Genomic DNA, 18,757 nt, shown 5'->3' with positions numbered 1-18,757 from the left:
GCCTGGCAGTACTTTAATTTTTATAACTGATGAGGTTCGTAAAAATTCGATATCCCCCAGGGACTTGACCTTGTATTTGTCGATAAAAGACGAGGTTTGTATACAAATACGTTCCTTTTCCGTGCTGGGCCATTAAAATTCCGCCATCGAATGGATCTTCATTTGGATCAGCCATACTGACGAATGTTTCATAGCGATCATCCCATGCCATCGGATAATAAAGCCCTCTTTCTTGCACCCATCCTTCCCAATCCTGATCCGTAATTTGATTCGGATAGTTGAATAGTGAGGATTCCGGCTGCAATACATTCACCTTCGCATTTTCATCTGTGACTCTCCAACGAATCGATGGGTTTCCAAGCGTGAGCGGAAACGGTGCTGTCGTATTAGCATTCCAATTATCACCTGGTTTATGGTATTGAACGACTAAATGCCCGCCATTCTCTACATATTCGTGAAGTCGTGCATTGTTCGCCGCCAAATCCTCTCTCGATAAATAGGCGCGAATTCCAACAACGATCGAATCATATTGATTCAAGTCGCCAGATGAAAGATCAGCCTCAGTCAATTTTGTAATTGAAAGACCTGCATTCGTCAAATAATCGGCAACCTGATCAAAGCCGCTCTCAATATAACCAATTTTCAAATCAGGGTCGCTTAGCAATTCAAACGCGGCACCATTGATTTGCGATGGATATAAATAATAGAACGTCCCAATATGATTATAATGAATTTCTTGGACCGTTGATTGAAATGTACGGCCGTTGGCGATTGCTTCCGCCCCAATGGTAAAATTACCTTCCGTTATATGAGCAGGCGGGCTTACCGTAAAGTTGAGTTCTTTTTCCTCTAGCTGCTTCGAAAAATCGACCGCTATTTCTTTTGGTGAAACCGTCCAGCCTTCCGGTACAGCAAGCGTTACTTTCGCTCTATGTTTCCCTGTAAAGAAGTTTTTCACCTTTACTTGCACAGGCATTTCTTCCTGGATATTCGCTGTATTAACGACCATATCTTCAGGATGCAATGTCAGTCCAACGTCTGGAAGAACGGCAATTGTCTCGTTTAATTGTTCGATATGTTGAACCTGCGAACCTGAATTCTCATATGAGAGTTGCACTTGAATAACAGGCTCTTCATATGCATCGTAAAAGTCTGCTTTTTTAGGGACAGACACGTCATATACTAGTTTTGCGCTTTCTCTCGGCTTTAACTGTTTTGCTTTGCTTTTCTTGCTAGCCTTCCAACCCTTCGGAACGATAAGTTGCGCTTCGACCTTATCTAACTTCTCCTTGCCATTATTAACAAGTGTAATCGAAACTTTTGTTTTTTGACCTTGCGTTAAAATTGGAGAATCGGCTTCCACCTTAATATCAAGATCGGCCGCCACAAAGCTTGCCGCTTGTAATTGTTCTTCTTTAATCGATAGCTTATGAAGCAAATCATGCTTTAAAGCCCGATCAAGCTTTGATTTCTCAACCTTTTTTGTTACATTGCGGATATTTTTTAAGGCTGACTGGCTTTTAGAAAAAACTGCTTTTTGATTCGGATATGCAGCTACAATGCCATCCAGTTCTTTTTGTATTTTTGTAAAATGGACTTTTAAATCATTTTGATTTTTCGAGAAAACATCTGCCCATTCAGCAAAGTTATATGGAATTCCAGCAAATAAATCATTGCTTCCTTTCGTATCAACAGTACTTTTACTTAACTCTAAATGGACTTGTCTAGGAGCAACCGGGATATCATTGCCCATTCCTTGACTTTTATGCATATAGCGGGATTGTTCACCAAGTTGTGGATAAGACATTTCATATATCGGGTCATACATCCCAATTTCAATCGATGTCGTTGCGGTTGAAGCAGATTCAGCTGGTAAATAAAGCTTCTTCGTCTGCCATACGGAGAGTCCTTCCTTTAATTGATGTGGGAATACGTTGGGATCGGCTGCATCTTGAAATGCTCGTTCACTAAGTACAGTTATTGTGCGGTGGTGGCCATGCTGAGAGTCGACATCACGGAATGATGGCATGACAATATCTGGCTGATACATACGGATAAAGCGGATCAGACGCTCATACGTTACTTCTTCTCCCCATTTTCCCAATGTTTCTTCAGTTGTCTTGGAAAAGCCGAAATCATAAATTGCATCTGATAACTCTTCACTTAGATGATAAGCTTTTACATTTGTAATTTTAGCTGCTTCGACCATTTCCCTCGAACGAATAATTCCTAATCCGTTGCCAAGCTCAAGGCCAATTTCATTTTGCCCGCCTTCCCCGCGATTAGCAATTAAGCTTGCAGTTTTCACACCAAGCCCTCTTGATAAATAAGCTAAAAAATCGCTTCGTTCATCATCTGGATGTGCACCCGTATTCACAAATGTAACAGTCGTCTCCAATGGCTTAACCACATTCCAAAGTTCAACATTTGCTTTTTCCTTTTCAGCAGTAAAACCAATCGGCACGAGTGAAATTGCTAATAAAAAGGAAAGAAACACTAGCCGTAATTTCCTCATCAACGTAACCCCTTTCATTATTTAGGTTTTACTTGAGAAAGCTTCTTCATTCCCTCCTTTCAGGCGTGTAGGTTAATTAGTTTAACTAACCTACACATCTAATAAATACCATAAATGGATTGAACGTGTAAATCATGCGAAATTCCTTATTTTCACATGAGTGTTAATACCTATTTTATTGAACCTTTAGAATTTTTAGATTTGTTGTTGAAGGTATCGTCTTAATGCTGTATATTTTAATTAATTAGGAGCCTTTACTAACGAACGGAGATGAAAAGCATGAATAAAATGGATGATTTTCTTAAAAGTGAAGGTATTTCTTTTCCTGGAAAAACATATGCAGTAGAGCTCTTGATGCCTGTGTTCAATGATCAGCGCGACTATCTTTTCGAAGTGATGTTCGATATTCACCGCGCCCATGTCATCATGCTCGCTGAGCAAAACATCATTTCTAAGGAAGAAGCGCGAACAATGCTTGGCGGGATTAATAAGATTGCGAAAACAGAGAAGCAATCCCTTAGCTATCAACCTGAATACGAAGATTTATTTTTCATGATGGAAGCAAAAATTGGTGAAGAAATCGGGGATGAATTGGCCGGGAAGATCCATATTGGCCGCAGTAGAAATGATATGGGTATTGCAATGTATCGCTTAGTTTTAAGAAAACATCTATTAGAGTTGCTGGAAAATTCCTATCTGTTAAGTGAAATTTTATTAACGCAAGCAGAGAGGCATTCGGAAACGTATATGACTGGTTATACCCATACACAGCCGGCTCAGCCGACAACGCTTGGCCATTATCTTTTAGCTATTTATGATGTTCTGCAAAGGGATATAAAAAGACTTTGGGCTTCCTATTATACTGTCAATCAATCGCCAATGGGGGCGGCTGCTTTGACAACAACCGGATTTCCGATTAGCCGCGAGCGGATGTGTGGGTTATTAGGGTTTGATCGGCTGCTTGAGAACTCGTACGACTGTATTGGCGGGGCCGACTATTTGCTTGAAACTTCCACTGCGGTTATGACTTGCATGGTTAATACAGGTAGATGGATTCAAGATTTTTTACGATACGTAACGAGGGAATTCGGCTATTTTAAAGTTGCAGATCCATATGTTCAAATTAGCAGCATTATGCCGCAAAAGCGCAATCCCGTCTCAATTGAACATTCACGTTCTTTAGCTAGCAGCGCATATGGCGAAGCTTTGGCCGCGATTAGCATGATTCATAATACACCATTTGGGGATATCGTTGATACGGAAGACGATTTACAGCCACATATATATCGTGCTTTTGATAACGCCAATCGCGTCATGAAACTAATGTATGCTGTACTAGCCACACTCCAAGTTGATAAGGAAAAAATGAAAGGAATGGCGAAAAAATCAAGTATTACGATTACAGAGCTTGCCGATACGTTAGCGCGAGATTATTCAATTTCTTTTCGTAGAGCACACACGATCGCTAGTAAAATATCGAAGCAGACGATTTATGAAGGTAAGGAATTATACGACTGGGACGTGCAGGATATTAATTCCGTCATCAATGAATTCGTTGAAGTGAAGCTGTCGGACGAAGAATGGAAAAAAATTATCTCTCCCGAATACTTCGTTTCGATCAGGGGTCATCGCGGCGGTCCAAATCCAAAAGAAGTGGAAAGAATGATTAGAGAGAGAAAAGAATTATTAGGCCATGCCATTGAGGAACATGCAAACTTGGTTACTGCTCTATCCCGTTGCCGAAAAGAACTGCTTGAATTTACATTTAAAGCCGACTCGAAATGAGTCGGCTGTTTTGGAGGTGGCGCAATTAATGGTGAAAGATACGCAATTCCATTCAAAAGTGGCGCAATTAATCGATAAGAGACGCAATTATTCACTTTAGACAAGATGTAGAAGGATTCTTCTCACTTTTCTCGAATAAATAACATGAAATAATGTTCATTATGAAATGGAGATGACAAATTGATTAGAAAACCATTAACGAGTCCAGTTAGATTAAACAGTTTTGAAGCATTATCAAGGCGCTTTCCGAAAATCCATCCTAAAAGGGAGCAAGTTGACCATGAATTGTATAGTCGCCGCTCAGGATATCGAGGAGAACAGTCCCTTCAATATTATTTATCTTTTTTACCAGAAAAAGAGTATAATATTTTCCACGATCTACGCCTTCCGAACCACGTTGGCACTTTCTTTCAAATTGATGCGCTCATTCACTGCTCTTACTTCTTTACACTCATTGATGTGAAAAATCATGGAGGCACGATTCAATTTGACCATCATTTCAATCAATTCATTCAAACGCACTCCAATGGAAAAATAAAAGCCTATGAAGATCCAACTTCACAAATCATGCGTCAGCGCTCCCAATTTAAAATATGGCTGGAAAAAAATAAATTTCCACAATCCCCAATTTATCCACTGATCATTGTTAGTAACCCTTCGACAATCATTGAAACGACTGGTAATCCGCAAAATTATCAACATATTACCCACAGTACACACATAATTTCCAAAATAGAAGAGTTTCGAAAAAGGCATCATGTGGAGCATTTTACAAAGAATGAAATGAAACGACTCACAAATAGGCTGCTAAAGCAACATACACCAGAAACCTTTGATATTTTACATCACTTAAACATTCGCCCGGAGGAAATTTTAACTGGGGTCCACTGTCCTTCCTGTTCTTTTCTTCCAATGACTAGATACTACGGGAAATGGGTCTGTCCTTCTTGTACGTTTTCCTCGAGTACTGCTTACAGAGACTCTCTCTTAGACTACTCTCTACTTATAAAACCTACGATCACGAACAAGGAGCTACGTCATTTTTTACAAATACCTTCACGTAATATTGCAACAAATATATTAAATTCGATGAATCTCCGTCATATAGGGAGTACGAAGGGAAGGGTGTATGACCTTTCATCAATGAAAAAGTAAGAAGATACGCAATTCGCCCACGAACTTGCGCAATTAATCGAAAAGATACGCAATTCCACCCGAAAGTCACGCAATTAATTAAAAAACCACGCAATTCTCGTTCCTTACTAAATCTAGGCATGAAAAAAGGCCCCTTTTCCAGGACCCTTCATAAAGTTCATCTAATTATAATTCGTTTAGGATTTTCTAAATTTAATAATCGGGCCGCGTTTCCACCGAAAAATAATTGCATATCGTCTTTGCACATGCCGATGTTATGACAGACAGCTTCTTGTAAATCAAGATAACGTTTCGCAAAGCCTCTCGGGAAATGATTAGAATCAGTCCCAAAGATCATTCGTGCTGGCCCGATTGTTTCATAAGCCTTTTTAAATAAGTCTTCTAACGTCAGTTGATAGGGCATCCACCTTACCCAATCATTCGATCCACTGGAATCAACATGAACGTTTGGACTTGCCCAAGCTAGATGAAGTAGTTCTTGCCAATAGCCTGCGCCAAAATGTGGAAATACGAACGGGATGTCCACATATGTTTGGACAACATTGTGAATAGTAAGCGGATTAATATATGGATGTGACACAATTCCACCTGGACCGCCTAAAATACCAAAATGAATGAGACAAGGCAATTTATGATCATTCATATACGTCCAAAACGGTTTTAATTCTGGCGCATCAAACGGTTTACGCATGAGTGGACCGAACCATTTATAACCGGAAAGACCAAGTTCTTCAATCGCGTATTTGAGTTTTTCGAGTGCGCCATCTTCTGATAAATCGTGATGGGCAAAACCAATAAACTGATCTTGATTATTTTTCACAAGGTTAGCGAGCACCTCATTTCCTCCACCTGTAACAAAAACAATTTTTTGTACATCATTTTTCTCAAGCTCATCTCGCCATCTTTCAGCTTGTTTTTCGTTACCCGGATGTTCGCCTTCAACACTTTCAAATTTAAATTGCCTCCTCCAATCTTTTCGCAGTTCATTTTGGTATTCCATTACTTTCGGATGCATTTTGCGCTGTTCAATAAAAGGCTCCTTCTCCACAGGAAAATGGGCATGAAAATCAATGACGTTTTGGATCATTTCATTATTTACCTCCCGTCAACTGAATACCTTCAATGATCCGTGCCTGGAAGATTAAAAAGATGATAATCATCGGGACGACAGCTAATGTACTCATCCCCATAATCGTATTCCATTGAATGCCTCCTGCATCTGATGTGCCGTATAAAGAAATACCGACAGGAAGTGTACGCATATCACTCGTCGTTGTAACAATCACCGGCCATAAATACGCATTCCAGTTCCCTAAAAAAGTGAGGATCCCTAATGCAGAAAGGGCAGGTTTCACTTGTGGCATCGCAACACGCCACCATATTTTAAACTCTCCCATCCCATCAATCCGCGCTGCATCTAACGTATCGTTCGGAATCGTTGTCATAAATTGTCGCATCAAGAAAACACCAAATGCCTCGATTATTCCGGGGAACATAATTCCCCAATACGTATCAACCCATTCAAGTTTACTGCTTAATACAAACCATGGAATAACTAACATTTCTGTTGGAATCATCATCGTACTAAGGATTAGAATGAAGGCGATCTTTGCTCCAGGAAATTTATACTTAGCAAATGTATAGCCGATTAATGAACAAAATAGCAGGTTCGTAATCGTTACGGTCACTGCGATCACAAAACTATTCCCATACCAACGGAGGTATTCCGTTTTTTCAAAAATATACTTGTAGCCGGAAAAGTCGATTTTTTTAGGCAAAAAATTTAATTTATAGAAATCTGGCAAACTTTTAAAAGAGGAAACGATCATCCATATAAATGGAAAAGAAACAAATACAACACCAACCAATAATAAGATGTGGATAAGTATTCTGGATGCAGAAAGTCGTTTAGTCATACGATCCCCCCTCTATAATTCATATTCCTTATTTAATACTTTTAATTGCACCAACGTCACAACTAAGATCATAATAAATAGCACAACCGTAATCGCTGATGCGTACTCCAAGTTGTATTCTCTGAACCCTTGCTTATACATATAAATCGCAATACTTGATGTGCTATTTAATGGCCCACCCAATGTAGATCCCGAACTTCCTCCGGTCAAGTTTACAATTTGGGTAAAAACTTGAAGTGTTTGGATTGCACCAATAACAGTCAAAAAAACGATGGTAGGATTTAATAAAGGAAACGTAATTCTCCAGAACATTTTCCAGCGATTTGCTCCATCAATCGTTGCCGCCTCATAAAAAGTTCTTGGAATCCCTTGTAGTCCAGCCATAAAAATGAGCATGAAAAACCCTGCTAATTGCCAAATTAACATGGCGCTAATCGATGTAAGTGCAAGCTTTGGGTTGGTAAGCCAATCTTGTTGGGGAATATGTAGCCACTTCAACAACTGATTTAATACACCAGAATGCGGGTCATATATCAGTCTCCAAACCCAGCTCACCGCTACAATCGAAGTCATATAAGGTAAAAAGAACATGATTCGATAAAACCAGCGAAAGCGCTGTACACTTTCGATAGCTAGAGCTACCGTCAAGCCGATCGCAAGTGTTAATGGAACCGTGATAATAAAATATAAAAATGTATTTAGGACGGATCGCCAAAATACAGTATCATGCCACAACTTCGTATAGTTTTCAAAAGTAAATCCGGGAGTTCCTTGGATGGAAAATGACATAGAAAAAGCGTATAACGTCGGAAAAATTCTTATACCTATAAAGAATAGTAAAGGGATGGCCAAGAATGCATACGCAACTAATGCTTGCCTCGTTTTTAATTTTACTGATATTCGATTAGCAAAACGGGGCTTATTAGGTCCCGTCGGTATCCGGTTTACTATACCTGGATTTTTCTGTTCCATTCGCATCCCCCTTCCAATAATCTGAACGCTCAATTTTAAAATAAATTAAGCGTTCAGTTTTTCCATTCATTTACTTATTATAAAATTCGTCACGAATTTCTTGTAGTTGCTCCACGAGTGTATTTAATGATTTTTCAACATCCTCTTTTTCTAAAATAATTCGGTCGACCGCATTAATAACAGCTTCTCTTTCTTTTTCCTCGTTAACAAATGGAGTAGCGTGGGCTTTTTCTAGACCTTTTACAAATGGTCCGTAAATGGGATCATCTGTAATTTCCTTATCATCGGCAAGTGCTGCGGCGGCTGGCAATTCACCAACATTTTCTAACCAGCTTTTTTGCGTTTCTTCAGAAATAAGGAATTCTAAAAATCTTTGACTTGCTTCTAATTGCTTTCCACTGACATCTTTCGTAATCGCATTTGTCCAATAAGATCCAAAGTTTGACTCAAGACCTCCGATTTCGCGAACTGGTAATGTCGTCACTCCCCATTCAAAATCATTATTTTCTTTATAGGCAGAAATATTAAAGGAGCCATCGATGTTCATCGCCGTTCTTCCTGAACTAAAACTTGTTACAGGCGTATCCATAAAGTCTGCCGCACCAATTTTATGCTCCGTCGTCATATCCATCCAAAACTTAAATGCTTCCGCACCTTCTGGTTTCGAGTTCCACTGCACAGTTCGTTGATCTTCACTGTACGGGTCGACTCCCCACTGACGAAGCAAAACTTGCGGAATAACGTGTTGCCCTTGAGCAGAAATATTCCAAGCAAATCCGGCTTGTTCATAACGGTCATCGGAATCACGTTTTGTTGTTTTAATCGCATAATCCATAAATTCATCCCATGTTTTTGGCGGCTGCTCCGGATCTAAGCCAGCCTCTTCAAAAAGCTCTTTATTCCAAAATAGCGCAAGGGAACGCACAGCGATTGGCAACGTATAATATTTATCATCAATTTTCGATGATTGAATCATTGGAACATAGTAATCTTCTATTTCTTGCGTACTCATGAAATCCTCAGGAATCGGTTGGATATATCCTAATTTTACAAAGTTAGGAATCCAGCCATAATATATATTAATAATATCTGGTGCTTTATTCGCATGCATGGCAGCAGTAATCTTGTCATTATACTGATCATATGGAAAATCTTGTGCTTCTACTTTAATATCTGGATTTTCCGCTTCAAATTTTTTGATTAACTCGGCTATTTCCTCTACTTTAGCAGGGAATGTATATTGCCAATATGTGATTTTCGTTATTTCATCTTTTCCATTCTTTGAATCAGTTCCTGCTTTTTCACCGCCACCGCCGCTACATCCAGCTAATAAAAGCAGCGAAATGATAGCAAAAGCCGATATCATCTTTAAAAATACTTTTCTCACGATAATGCCTCCCTTTTTTATTCATCTTAAAAAAATTAATTTCTCCAATCATTTCTCTTTTCACAAGGAGAGTATTTCCTAAGAAACGATAAAACAGGACATCGCTGTACTTACATCACCCCCTTTGTTACTTAACGAATAACTCCATTGCGTATGATAGTTTTCCATCACTTGTAAATTCTCAGTAGAATTTCAAAATGCCGTTTCTAACATATGCGCAAGTTGCCATTTTATGTGGGTTATCTAGTGCAGATACGTCCTGTTAAACATAGTTGTTGCATTTCCATCCGTAACGGCCGGCAGACTGTTGGTTCCGAAATCGTTGCCGCAGAAGCTTCGTTGCTGTAAATGTCGTTGCGGGGCTCTTCCCTTGCAAGTCTTAGCTAAAGATGTTTGATACTTTATTTCACATAAATCGTTCATGCTTATTCCACTTTTAAAATAGAATCATGCTCGCTTAGCAGTAAAAATGCCGCTCCTAATAACGATACATCCTCAAGTTGAGTAATCGTAATCTCTGTATTCATTGGTACATGCTTATCAATGGTGGCAAGAATATTCGGCAAGAAATAATCGATCGACTTTGATATCCCACCGCCTAGTACGACACATTCAGGATTCACAATAGCAATAACATTAATTAATGCAAACGCAAGATGTGAAAGTGCATCATTGACAACTTCTAACGCGAGCTTATCCCCATTTTTAGCTAATTGAAATATTGCTTCCGCTGTCCAATTTTTCTCATCTAACTCATGATCGCCAAGGCGATTTAACATTCTTTCCGTTATCGATGGACCACCGACATGGCTATCTAAAAATCCATAACCGGAAAATACAGACTTATACGCTTTTTCGGCAGCATTTTTATCTGTAATTACATAACCAATCTCTCCTGCTGCAAAAGAAGAGCCCCGGTAAAGCCGTCCATTAATGATCATTCCGCAGCCAACACCTGTACCAAGTGTGATTAATAATACATTATCTTTCGTTTTACCGGCTCCCTTCCATTTTTCACCAAGCACCGCAACATTCACGTCATTGTCAATATATACAGGAAAAGGAAGCAGCTTTTCCAACTTTTCCTTCAATGGATATTGCTTCCAGCCAAGACTTGGTGCATCAAACACAATCCCATCATCGACAGCGGTAATTCCCGGTACGCCAACACCTGCGCCAATGATTTGCTCCACCTCTAAACCACTCGTTGTAATGAGAGTCATCATATAGTTGGAAAGAGCTTGAACAAATGTAGGTGATAAATGGCTCTGTGTATCAAATGAGGTTTTACCTTTCACTTTCCCATCTAAATTCATGACAGCGATTTCAACTGTTGTTCCTCCAATATCAACCCCAACAATAAATTTCGCATTATGATTAAAATAGATATGGAATGGTTTTCTTCCACCTAATGAACTTGCTCGCGTACTTTCCCTTTCTTTAATCCAGCCTTCTTCCAATAACTCATCAACAAGTTTAGAAATCGTCGGTTTACTGATCGATAATGCCTTTGCAATATCCGCCCGGGATTTTCCTTCGTTTGTTTTAATATAATGTAATATATTTTTTTTATTAATCCATTTTAAGTATTGGGGATTCGCTTGGATGTTCCCGATAATGACTGTTCTCCTCCTTTTAAAAAATTAAGAGAATAGAGCAACTTTTTTGGTTAGTTTACTTTACTTACTATTTGGAAAAATAATACTATTTTTATTCAGAATTGTCAATGTTTTCACAAAAAATGAACAACACAAAAATAGGCATCAAAAAACCCGATGAACATCGAATGAATTGATGCCTTTTTGTCTTAAAAATTTGCGCTTTTCACTAATCCCTTTTTTACAGAGCGTCGCTGTGTCATTAAAAAGTATGCCAACATTGCAAACATTTGACAGCCTACAATGACAATTCCCATTGGAATTGCTGACTGCTCTCCCCCTATTCCTGTCAATGGGGCAGTGATTGAACCTAGTAAAAACGGAATCAGTCCTAGCAGAGCCGCTGCACTCCCTGCTGACTTTCTTTGGTTTTGCATCGCCAATGCAAAGGTTGTCGTCCCAACAATTCCTACACTTGAAACGACAAAAAACAATGGAATTAATACACTAATAAGGCCCGCTTGAAAGACAATCATAGCGATTAGAGAAATTCCACCGAGCAACGCCATACAAAGACCGATAATCAGCATCTTCTCTTCTTTCACTTTCCCCGCAAGCCTGCCTGTGACTTGGGAAGCTATAATAATTCCCACTCCATTCAACGCAAAAATAAAGCTAAACATTTGTGGAGAAGCCCCGTATATATTTTGAATGACGAAAGGTGAGCCAGCTATATATCCGAACATGGCTGCTGATACAAATCCTTGCGCCAACGCATACCCCATAAACATACGATCTCCTAACAAATGACGAAAAACGATGAAAGTATTTTTTATTCCACCTGAGCTGCGATTACTAGGTGACAATGATTCTTTCACACCAAAGCATGCCGCCGCTACCATTAAAGCACCTAGTATACAAAGGATGATAAAGACGCCGCGCCATGAAGTAAAGTTTAAGATCACACCACCAATAACTGGCGATAATATTGGAGCCGCCCCATTGACGAGCATTAATAAGGCAAAAAATCTCGTCAACTCTACCCCTGAAAAAAGATCACGGACAATCGCCCGTGCTATGACGATCCCACCCGCCCCTGAAACACCTTGGACAAATCTTAATAACAATAAGATCTCGATCGAAGGCGCAAACGCACATAATAATGAAGAAATACTGTAAACCGCCAATGATATAATTAAAGGACGTTTCCTTCCCTTTTGATCACTGATTGCCCCAATTAGTAATTGCCCCATCGCCATTCCTAATAAACAAGCAGTAATACTCAGTTGTACTAACGATGTAGTCCCGCCAATATCTGCTGTTAAAACCGGTAATGCTGGCAAATACATATCCATAGATAATGGTCCAATCGCCACAAAAGAACCTAATACAACGGCCAACCATAATCTACGAAAATCGAATCGATTATTCCCCTTTGAAATTCCCTTCAATTTACTCCTCCCTTTACAGCCAATAGCATTATGTTTGAATATTCATATTATACCTTAATTTGTTGTGCTTACAAACTATTAAAATAGAATAATCATGCCCTTTCATGTTCAAGTTCGCATCCATACGATCTACTATTTACCATGATGATTCCAAAACTACCTATCGCAATAAACATATTTATCATTAATCTGATCATCTATTTACGTTGATCAGATGTCAAAATACTCTCCCTCCCTGCGAATGAATTTAGGACGACTCATGAATATAACAACAAAATGGCTTATGGCTATAAAAATTAACTTGTCCCTCCAACACCTTAAATCAAACAATAATTCCACAATTCGAATAATGCAGCCCATCCCCCGATTTCATAGTTACATTACTTTGACATCTTACCGTACATAACTTTCATAGATTGTGCCAAATGTAGAAACACCTGTTTCAAAGTAAATGTAGATCAAATTTAAGATGAAATTGACCGCTCTTTCAACTTAGATATTTTTTGCGACGAATTCTCTACCTTTTTTATAAAAAGGGCCAAAAGTAAACCAGCAATGGAAACCATGAAAGCAAAGAAAAAAGCATTTTGAATACCTGCTGTCAATGCCTCTGGTTCCGTCATCACTGATATATTTTTAGTTCGGCCAGCTACCATCATCCCAATCGCTATCGCAGCTCCAATTGCACCAGCAATTTGTTGAAGGGTGCCCATAACGGCAGCTCCGTACGGGTAAAGTTGTTTTGGTAATTGATTTAATCCATTCGTTTGTGCCGGATTCATGATCATCGCAGCTCCCATGAGCGTGCAACTATGTAAAACGACAATGATCGCTGCCGAAGTCGTTATTGATATACGTGAAAATAAAAGCGTCATGATGCTAACGATTGTGAAACCTACTATGACTAGATACTTCGGTCCATGTTTATCAAATAAACGTCCAGAAATAAGTGATGTGATTCCATTGAAAACCCCACCTGGCAATAACAAAAGACCAGCGATAAATGCAGATAAGAACAAACCACCTTTTAAATACATAGGCAGTAAAATAGATACGGATAAAATTTGCAACATACATAAAAAGACCAGTATTACACCTAGTGAAAACATAGGAAACTTAAATACACGCAAATCCAACATTGGTTCTTCCAATTTAAATTGACGCAGCGAAAATAATACAAGGGCGGTTATTCCCACGATGATTGACATAAATACGATTGGCTGCCCCCATGCATCAATGCTTTTACCTGCACTGCTAAATCCAAATACAATTCCGCCAAATCCAATCGTGGATAAGAAAATGGAAGGGATATCAATTTTCGGTTTCGTAATGGTGGAAACATTTTGCATATAAACAAAACCAAAGGCGAATGAAATGACGAGTAACGGCAGACAAATCCAGAATATCCCCTGCCAGCCCAGACGATCTAAAATTAAACCTGATAATGTGGGACCAATAGCTGGAGCAACCATAATAACAAGCACCATGATTCCCATAATGGTTCCACGTCTCTCTGGCGGATATAGGACCAATATAACATTTGTCATTAGTGGCATGAGTAGCCCCGCCCCGACCGCTTGAACTACACGGGCTAGTATAAGAATCTCAAAATTTAACGACAAACCTGCGATCGTTGTTCCTATGATAGAAAATACAAGTGATGTGATAAATATTTCCCTTGTTGTAAACCATTGAATTAGAACAGCTGATACAGGAACTAATATACCAAGAACGAGTAGATAGGCAGTCGTTAACCATTGCACATCAGAAGCTTCAATCTGAAAATCACTCATAATATTTGTTAAAGCCATGTTTAAGGCTGTTTGATTGAATAGACCAATAAATACACCAATCATTAGAGTTATCATGACTGGCACCGGTCGTATTTTTTGATTTTCTATTTTTATTGAATGCCTGCGCAAACTAACACCCCTTTCTACCATAACATCAGAGTGGTTCTATCTAGTACGTGATAGCGATACGATTTAATTACTATAATAATATACAGTGCAAACCAATAAATTGATTTGCACTGTATATAGTGAATGCTACGCTTGTTTATTTAATACTTTAAACCAATCCCCATAGCCAAGTTCTTTCAAATTATCGGCAGAAGTTTTCAAGCAATCAAACGGGTCGCGACCGTATGTATCGTCCTGTTCAATCAAGAAATACTTTGATCCACTTTCTTTCCCTGCTTCAATAATAGCTTTAATATCTAAGCTTCCTTCACCAACTTCCGCAAATTCGATCACATTGCTGAAAGCCTGGGTGAATTTACTTATGTCTCCACCTTGCAAAGCACTCATATCGATTTGTCCGATTCGGTAATCTTTCAAGTGTATTAAAGAGATGCGGTCTTTGAAATTATTAATCACTTTCACTGGGTCTTCGCCACCGCGTTGAATCCAGTGAACATCTAGTTCAAAACCAATCTTAGATGTACCGGCCCTCATCAAATCGATTAAATACTCCCCATCATATTTCTGAAATTCGATATGGTGGTTATGATAATAAAGTTCGATCCTATGATCAGCTAATTTTTCCGCCATTGCTTCAGCTTTTTGGATAAAATCCATGATTTTATCTTTATCACCTATTGCGGTGAATGGCAGCATGCCAATACGGATGAAGTTGCATTTAAGGGCTTTGCAATCGCTAACAATTTTGTCAAAATCAGTTGTTAATGTTTCGCCCCCCATACCAGGCATCATTGGCTCAAGGGCAGCGGACGTGGCGGCGATTTCAATATCAAAGTCTTCACTTGCTCTTTTAAACTCAGATACATTTTCTGGAGTCATTGGAACTTGTGAGATTTCTACTGAACGATAACCGAGCTCACCAATCTTTTTCATTGTTTCATAGACACCTAGTTCTTCTACTTTCCCTTTTAGCATCATCATTTGAACACCAATTTTAGTTTTATTCATATAAATCAATCCTCCTATATTATTGTAACTGGATTTTTCTTTTCTTCTTCAATCTTTTTATTTAATTCAGCTAAATAAAGATCCCCATCAACTGGAATCTCTACTTCTTTTCCTAACCAACTGGACAGATGGATTGCATTGGCTAATGTTACTCCGTTAATACCATCACTTCCAGGTGCAATTAAAGGTGTACCATCTAAAACATTGGCAGCGAAGTTTTCTAAAACGGATATGTGCTGGGCACCCCATACACTGTTAAATTCGATTACTTCTTCACTGTAAATATCTGACGCTCCTTCGCTCATGAAAATTTTCATCACATCTTGCATGCTCATTGATGAGCTCATTTCAGACTCAGATTTATGCAGGCGTTTAATAGTAATTTTCTTACTATCATCTACAACAATTTTTCCTTTATCCCCCAATATTTCAAAACGGTCTGTTCCGACAACATCATGGGTAGCTGTAATAAATACCCCCGTAGCTCCATTTCCATAATCAAGTATAGCCGTTACGTCGTCTTCCACGGCGATATTTCGTTGGTAGCCATATTTCACGTTGGAATATACCTTCTTTGGCATACCACAAATCCACTGAAGCAAATCTAATTGATGTGGAGCTTGATTCACAAGTACCCCTCCACCTTCACCTTTCCATGTTGCCCTCCATTCACTTTGATCATAGTATCCTTGTGGTCTCCACCATGTTGTAATAATCCAATTCGTCCGGCGAATTTCTCCAATCTCACCACCGTCAATCAGTTCCTTCAATTTCTGGTAGAGCGGATTCGTTCTTTGATTAAAGAAAATAGCAAATGTTAATTCAGGTTTTGCTGCTGCAAATTCATTTAACTCTTTCACCTGTTTCGTATAAACACCCGCCGGTTTCTCAACCAATGCATGAATGTCTCTCTTCAATGCTTCAATTCCCATTTCTGGGTGCAAATAATGGGGAACAGTCGTTACTACTGCATCGATATCACCGCTTTCAAGCATATCAATATAGTTATCATAAAAAGGGATGTCCGGATAATTTTCTGCTGCCAGTATCTTTTTAGCTGGATCAATATCACAAATTGCCCCAATAACCATGTTTTTCACTTTACCTTCTTTAATTAATCTTCCATATATTCCACCTTCTGCTCCTAATCCGATAATGCCTAATCTAACATCTTTCATAATCATTTCTCCCTCCAATTATAGTTTTGAAAAATACATTTATCCTTTCACAGCACCAAGCGCAATCCCTTTGACCAAATATTTTTGAAAGAATGGATACGCTATCAAAATAGGGATTACCCCAATAACTGCAATTGCCATTCGTACTGCAGTGCTAGGAATTTGAGCCATTGCTTCACTTGCATTCGTATCTAAGGCACCACTTGATAAAAACTCAATATCAGACATCATTCTGTTCAAAATGTTTTGTATACTGAACATCTTCGGGTCCGTAATATAAATTAGCCCATTAAACCAATCGTTCCAATAATGAATCGTTTGAAGCAAGCCAATCGTCGCTAATATCGGCAAGGATAGTGGGAGAACAATTAAAAAGAAAGTTTTAAACTCCCCAGCACCGTCGATCCTAGCAGATTCGAGGATTGCCTCTGGGATGGACGTAATAAAAAACGATCTCATTAACAATACATTAAAACCATTCATTAATAATCCAGGAACAATCAATGCCCAAATCGTGTTTTTAACATCGAACATTTGTGTATACACTAGATATGTTGGAACTAGTCCGCCATTGAACAATAGGGTAAAGAATACGAGAAAAGATAAAGTGTTACGCATTGGAATATCTCTTCTTGAAAGCGCATAAGCGAGCAGCGCGGTTATCGCTAAGCTTGCGACCGTTCCAAAAACGGTTACGAATACAGTAATTCCATACGCTCTAAAAATTTCACTGGAACCATTAATTAAATATTCATAGGCTGCAAAACTAAATTCCTTTGGAATAAAGTTATATCCATCTCTTAAAATCGCGTCTTCAGATGTAAAAGAAGATGATAGTAGAATGATAAATGGAATGATACTTGCCGCCGTCACAAAAATTAGAAAAATATGAGAAACCCATTGTGTTAATCGATCAGATGTAACCATTATCAATCAACTCCTTTTAAAATAATGCGTTATCTTTGCTTTTTCTACGAACAAACCAGTTCGACAAGAGTACAAGGATGAACCCTACAATTGATTGATAAAGACCCGCGGCCGCTGACATTCCTATATCGCCTAGTTGCATTAGTCCACGATATACATACGTATCAATTACATTTGTAGTATCATAGATTGCACCTGAATTCATTGGCACTTGGAAGAATAGTCCGAAGTCGGAGTAGAAAATACGCCCAATTCCAAGTAATGTCATCATTACAATAATTGGCATGATCGTCGGGAGTGTAATATGCCAGATTTTATTCCATTTCGTTGCCCCGTCTAGTTCAGCAGCTTCGTAAAGCTCTGGGTCAATCCCAACTATAGATGCTAGATAAATAACACATAGAAATCCTACACCCTTCCACGTATTCACAATTGTCAAGATGTACGGCCAAACATACGCCTCCGTGTACCACGAAATCTCTTCCAACCCTAGCATCGGAAGAATTGTCTTGTTGAAGAAACCCACATCTGTGCTTAAAAAGGCATAAGTTAAATAACTAACAATAACCATTGAAATTAGAAATGGCAGTAAAATGGCACTTTGATAAAATCGCGCTAAAAATTTACTTTTAATTTCATTAAGCATAATCGCCAAGGCCAAAGCCACGACTGTATTAATTATAATAAATCCTCCGTTATACAAAATCGTATTTCGCGTAATAATGAAGGCATCCTGTGTGCTAAACAAATACTTGAAATTTTGGAAGCCAACCCAGTCACTGCCTAATATTCCTTTAGCATAATTAATATCTTTAAAAGCAATGATCATCCCGAACATCGGTAGATAATTATTAATAAGTAAATAAATCAATCCAGGTGTCATCATGATGAAGAGAGGTAGGTACCTTTTAAATTTGGCCATCTTCTTTTGCAATTTTGATTG

General features: G+C 38.7%; 14 protein-coding genes. 2 read left to right on the top strand and 12 right to left on the bottom strand.

The features are described 5' to 3' along the window. Positions 1-13: 13 nt before the first annotated feature. Positions 14-2,515, bottom strand: a complete 2,502-nt coding sequence (locus tag KHA95_RS08035; protein ID WP_213136995.1) for a PIG-L family deacetylase — start codon at positions 2,513-2,515, stop codon at positions 14-16. A 279-nt stretch (positions 2,516-2,794) separates the two neighbouring features. Between KHA95_RS08035 and argH the strand changes: the two genes are divergently transcribed. Both argH and KHA95_RS08025 read left to right on the top strand, forming a co-directional pair. Beyond that, positions 2,795-4,300 carry an argininosuccinate lyase gene (gene argH, locus KHA95_RS08030; RefSeq protein ID WP_213136994.1) on the top strand — a complete coding sequence of 502 codons (1,506 nt, stop codon included), beginning with the start codon at positions 2,795-2,797 and terminating at the stop codon, positions 4,298-4,300. Between the two features lie 180 nt (positions 4,301-4,480). Then, positions 4,481-5,455, top strand: a complete 975-nt coding sequence (locus KHA95_RS08025; protein ID WP_213136993.1) for a nuclease-related domain-containing protein — start codon at positions 4,481-4,483, stop codon at positions 5,453-5,455. A 157-nt stretch (positions 5,456-5,612) separates the two neighbouring features. Here the strand turns inward: KHA95_RS08025 and KHA95_RS08020 are convergent, their stop codons facing one another. From KHA95_RS08020 to KHA95_RS07970, 11 genes are all read right to left on the bottom strand, one after another. Next, a complete protein-coding gene (locus KHA95_RS08020; RefSeq protein WP_213136992.1) occupies positions 5,613-6,542 on the bottom strand; it encodes an amidohydrolase family protein in 930 nt (309 codons plus the stop codon). A 4-nt stretch (positions 6,543-6,546) separates the two neighbouring features. Beyond that, positions 6,547-7,371, bottom strand: coding sequence for a carbohydrate ABC transporter permease (locus tag KHA95_RS08015; RefSeq protein ID WP_213136991.1), 825 nt, complete (start codon positions 7,369-7,371; stop codon positions 6,547-6,549). Between the two features lie 12 nt (positions 7,372-7,383). Further along, positions 7,384-8,343 carry a carbohydrate ABC transporter permease gene (locus tag KHA95_RS08010; protein ID WP_213136990.1) on the bottom strand — a complete coding sequence of 320 codons (960 nt, stop codon included), beginning with the start codon at positions 8,341-8,343 and terminating at the stop codon, positions 7,384-7,386. Positions 8,344-8,413: 70 nt separating this feature from the next. Then, entirely contained in the window at positions 8,414-9,730 is a 1,317-nt protein-coding gene (locus KHA95_RS08005) for an extracellular solute-binding protein (protein ID WP_213136989.1), read from the bottom strand. Between the two features lie 425 nt (positions 9,731-10,155). Then, positions 10,156-11,292: an ROK family transcriptional regulator gene (locus tag KHA95_RS08000; RefSeq protein ID WP_349305459.1), complete on the bottom strand. Its 1,137-nt coding sequence runs from the start codon at positions 11,290-11,292 to the stop codon at positions 10,156-10,158. A 245-nt stretch (positions 11,293-11,537) separates the two neighbouring features. Further along, the gene (locus KHA95_RS07995; RefSeq protein ID WP_213136987.1) at positions 11,538-12,779 is read right to left on the bottom strand and encodes a multidrug effflux MFS transporter; all 1,242 of its coding nucleotides are present in this window, start codon (positions 12,777-12,779) and stop codon (positions 11,538-11,540) included. A 464-nt stretch (positions 12,780-13,243) separates the two neighbouring features. Continuing rightward, a complete protein-coding gene (locus tag KHA95_RS07990; RefSeq protein WP_249316777.1) occupies positions 13,244-14,647 on the bottom strand; it encodes a DHA2 family efflux MFS transporter permease subunit in 1,404 nt (467 codons plus the stop codon). Positions 14,648-14,827: 180 nt separating this feature from the next. Next, positions 14,828-15,709 carry a sugar phosphate isomerase/epimerase family protein gene (locus KHA95_RS07985; protein WP_213136985.1) on the bottom strand — a complete coding sequence of 294 codons (882 nt, stop codon included), beginning with the start codon at positions 15,707-15,709 and terminating at the stop codon, positions 14,828-14,830. A gap of 14 nt (positions 15,710-15,723) precedes the next feature. Continuing rightward, complete coding sequence (locus KHA95_RS07980) at positions 15,724-16,887, bottom strand: Gfo/Idh/MocA family protein (RefSeq protein WP_213136984.1); 1,164 nt, start codon at positions 16,885-16,887, stop codon at positions 15,724-15,726. Positions 16,888-16,926: 39 nt separating this feature from the next. After that, positions 16,927-17,814 (bottom strand): carbohydrate ABC transporter permease, encoded by an 888-nt coding sequence (locus KHA95_RS07975; protein ID WP_213136983.1) that lies wholly within the window; start codon positions 17,812-17,814, stop codon positions 16,927-16,929. 16 nt (positions 17,815-17,830) lie between these two features. Then, the gene (locus KHA95_RS07970; protein ID WP_249316775.1) at positions 17,831-18,736 is read right to left on the bottom strand and encodes an ABC transporter permease; all 906 of its coding nucleotides are present in this window, start codon (positions 18,734-18,736) and stop codon (positions 17,831-17,833) included. Positions 18,737-18,757: the final 21 nt, after the last annotated feature.

The organism is Bacillus sp. FJAT-50079 (assembly GCF_018343515.1).
In the GTDB taxonomy this organism is placed as follows: Bacteria; Bacillota; Bacilli; order Bacillales; family Bacillaceae_C; genus Lederbergia.
The sequence above is the reverse complement of the archived record's forward strand: the minus strand, read 5'-3'. Positions and strand labels throughout refer to the sequence as shown.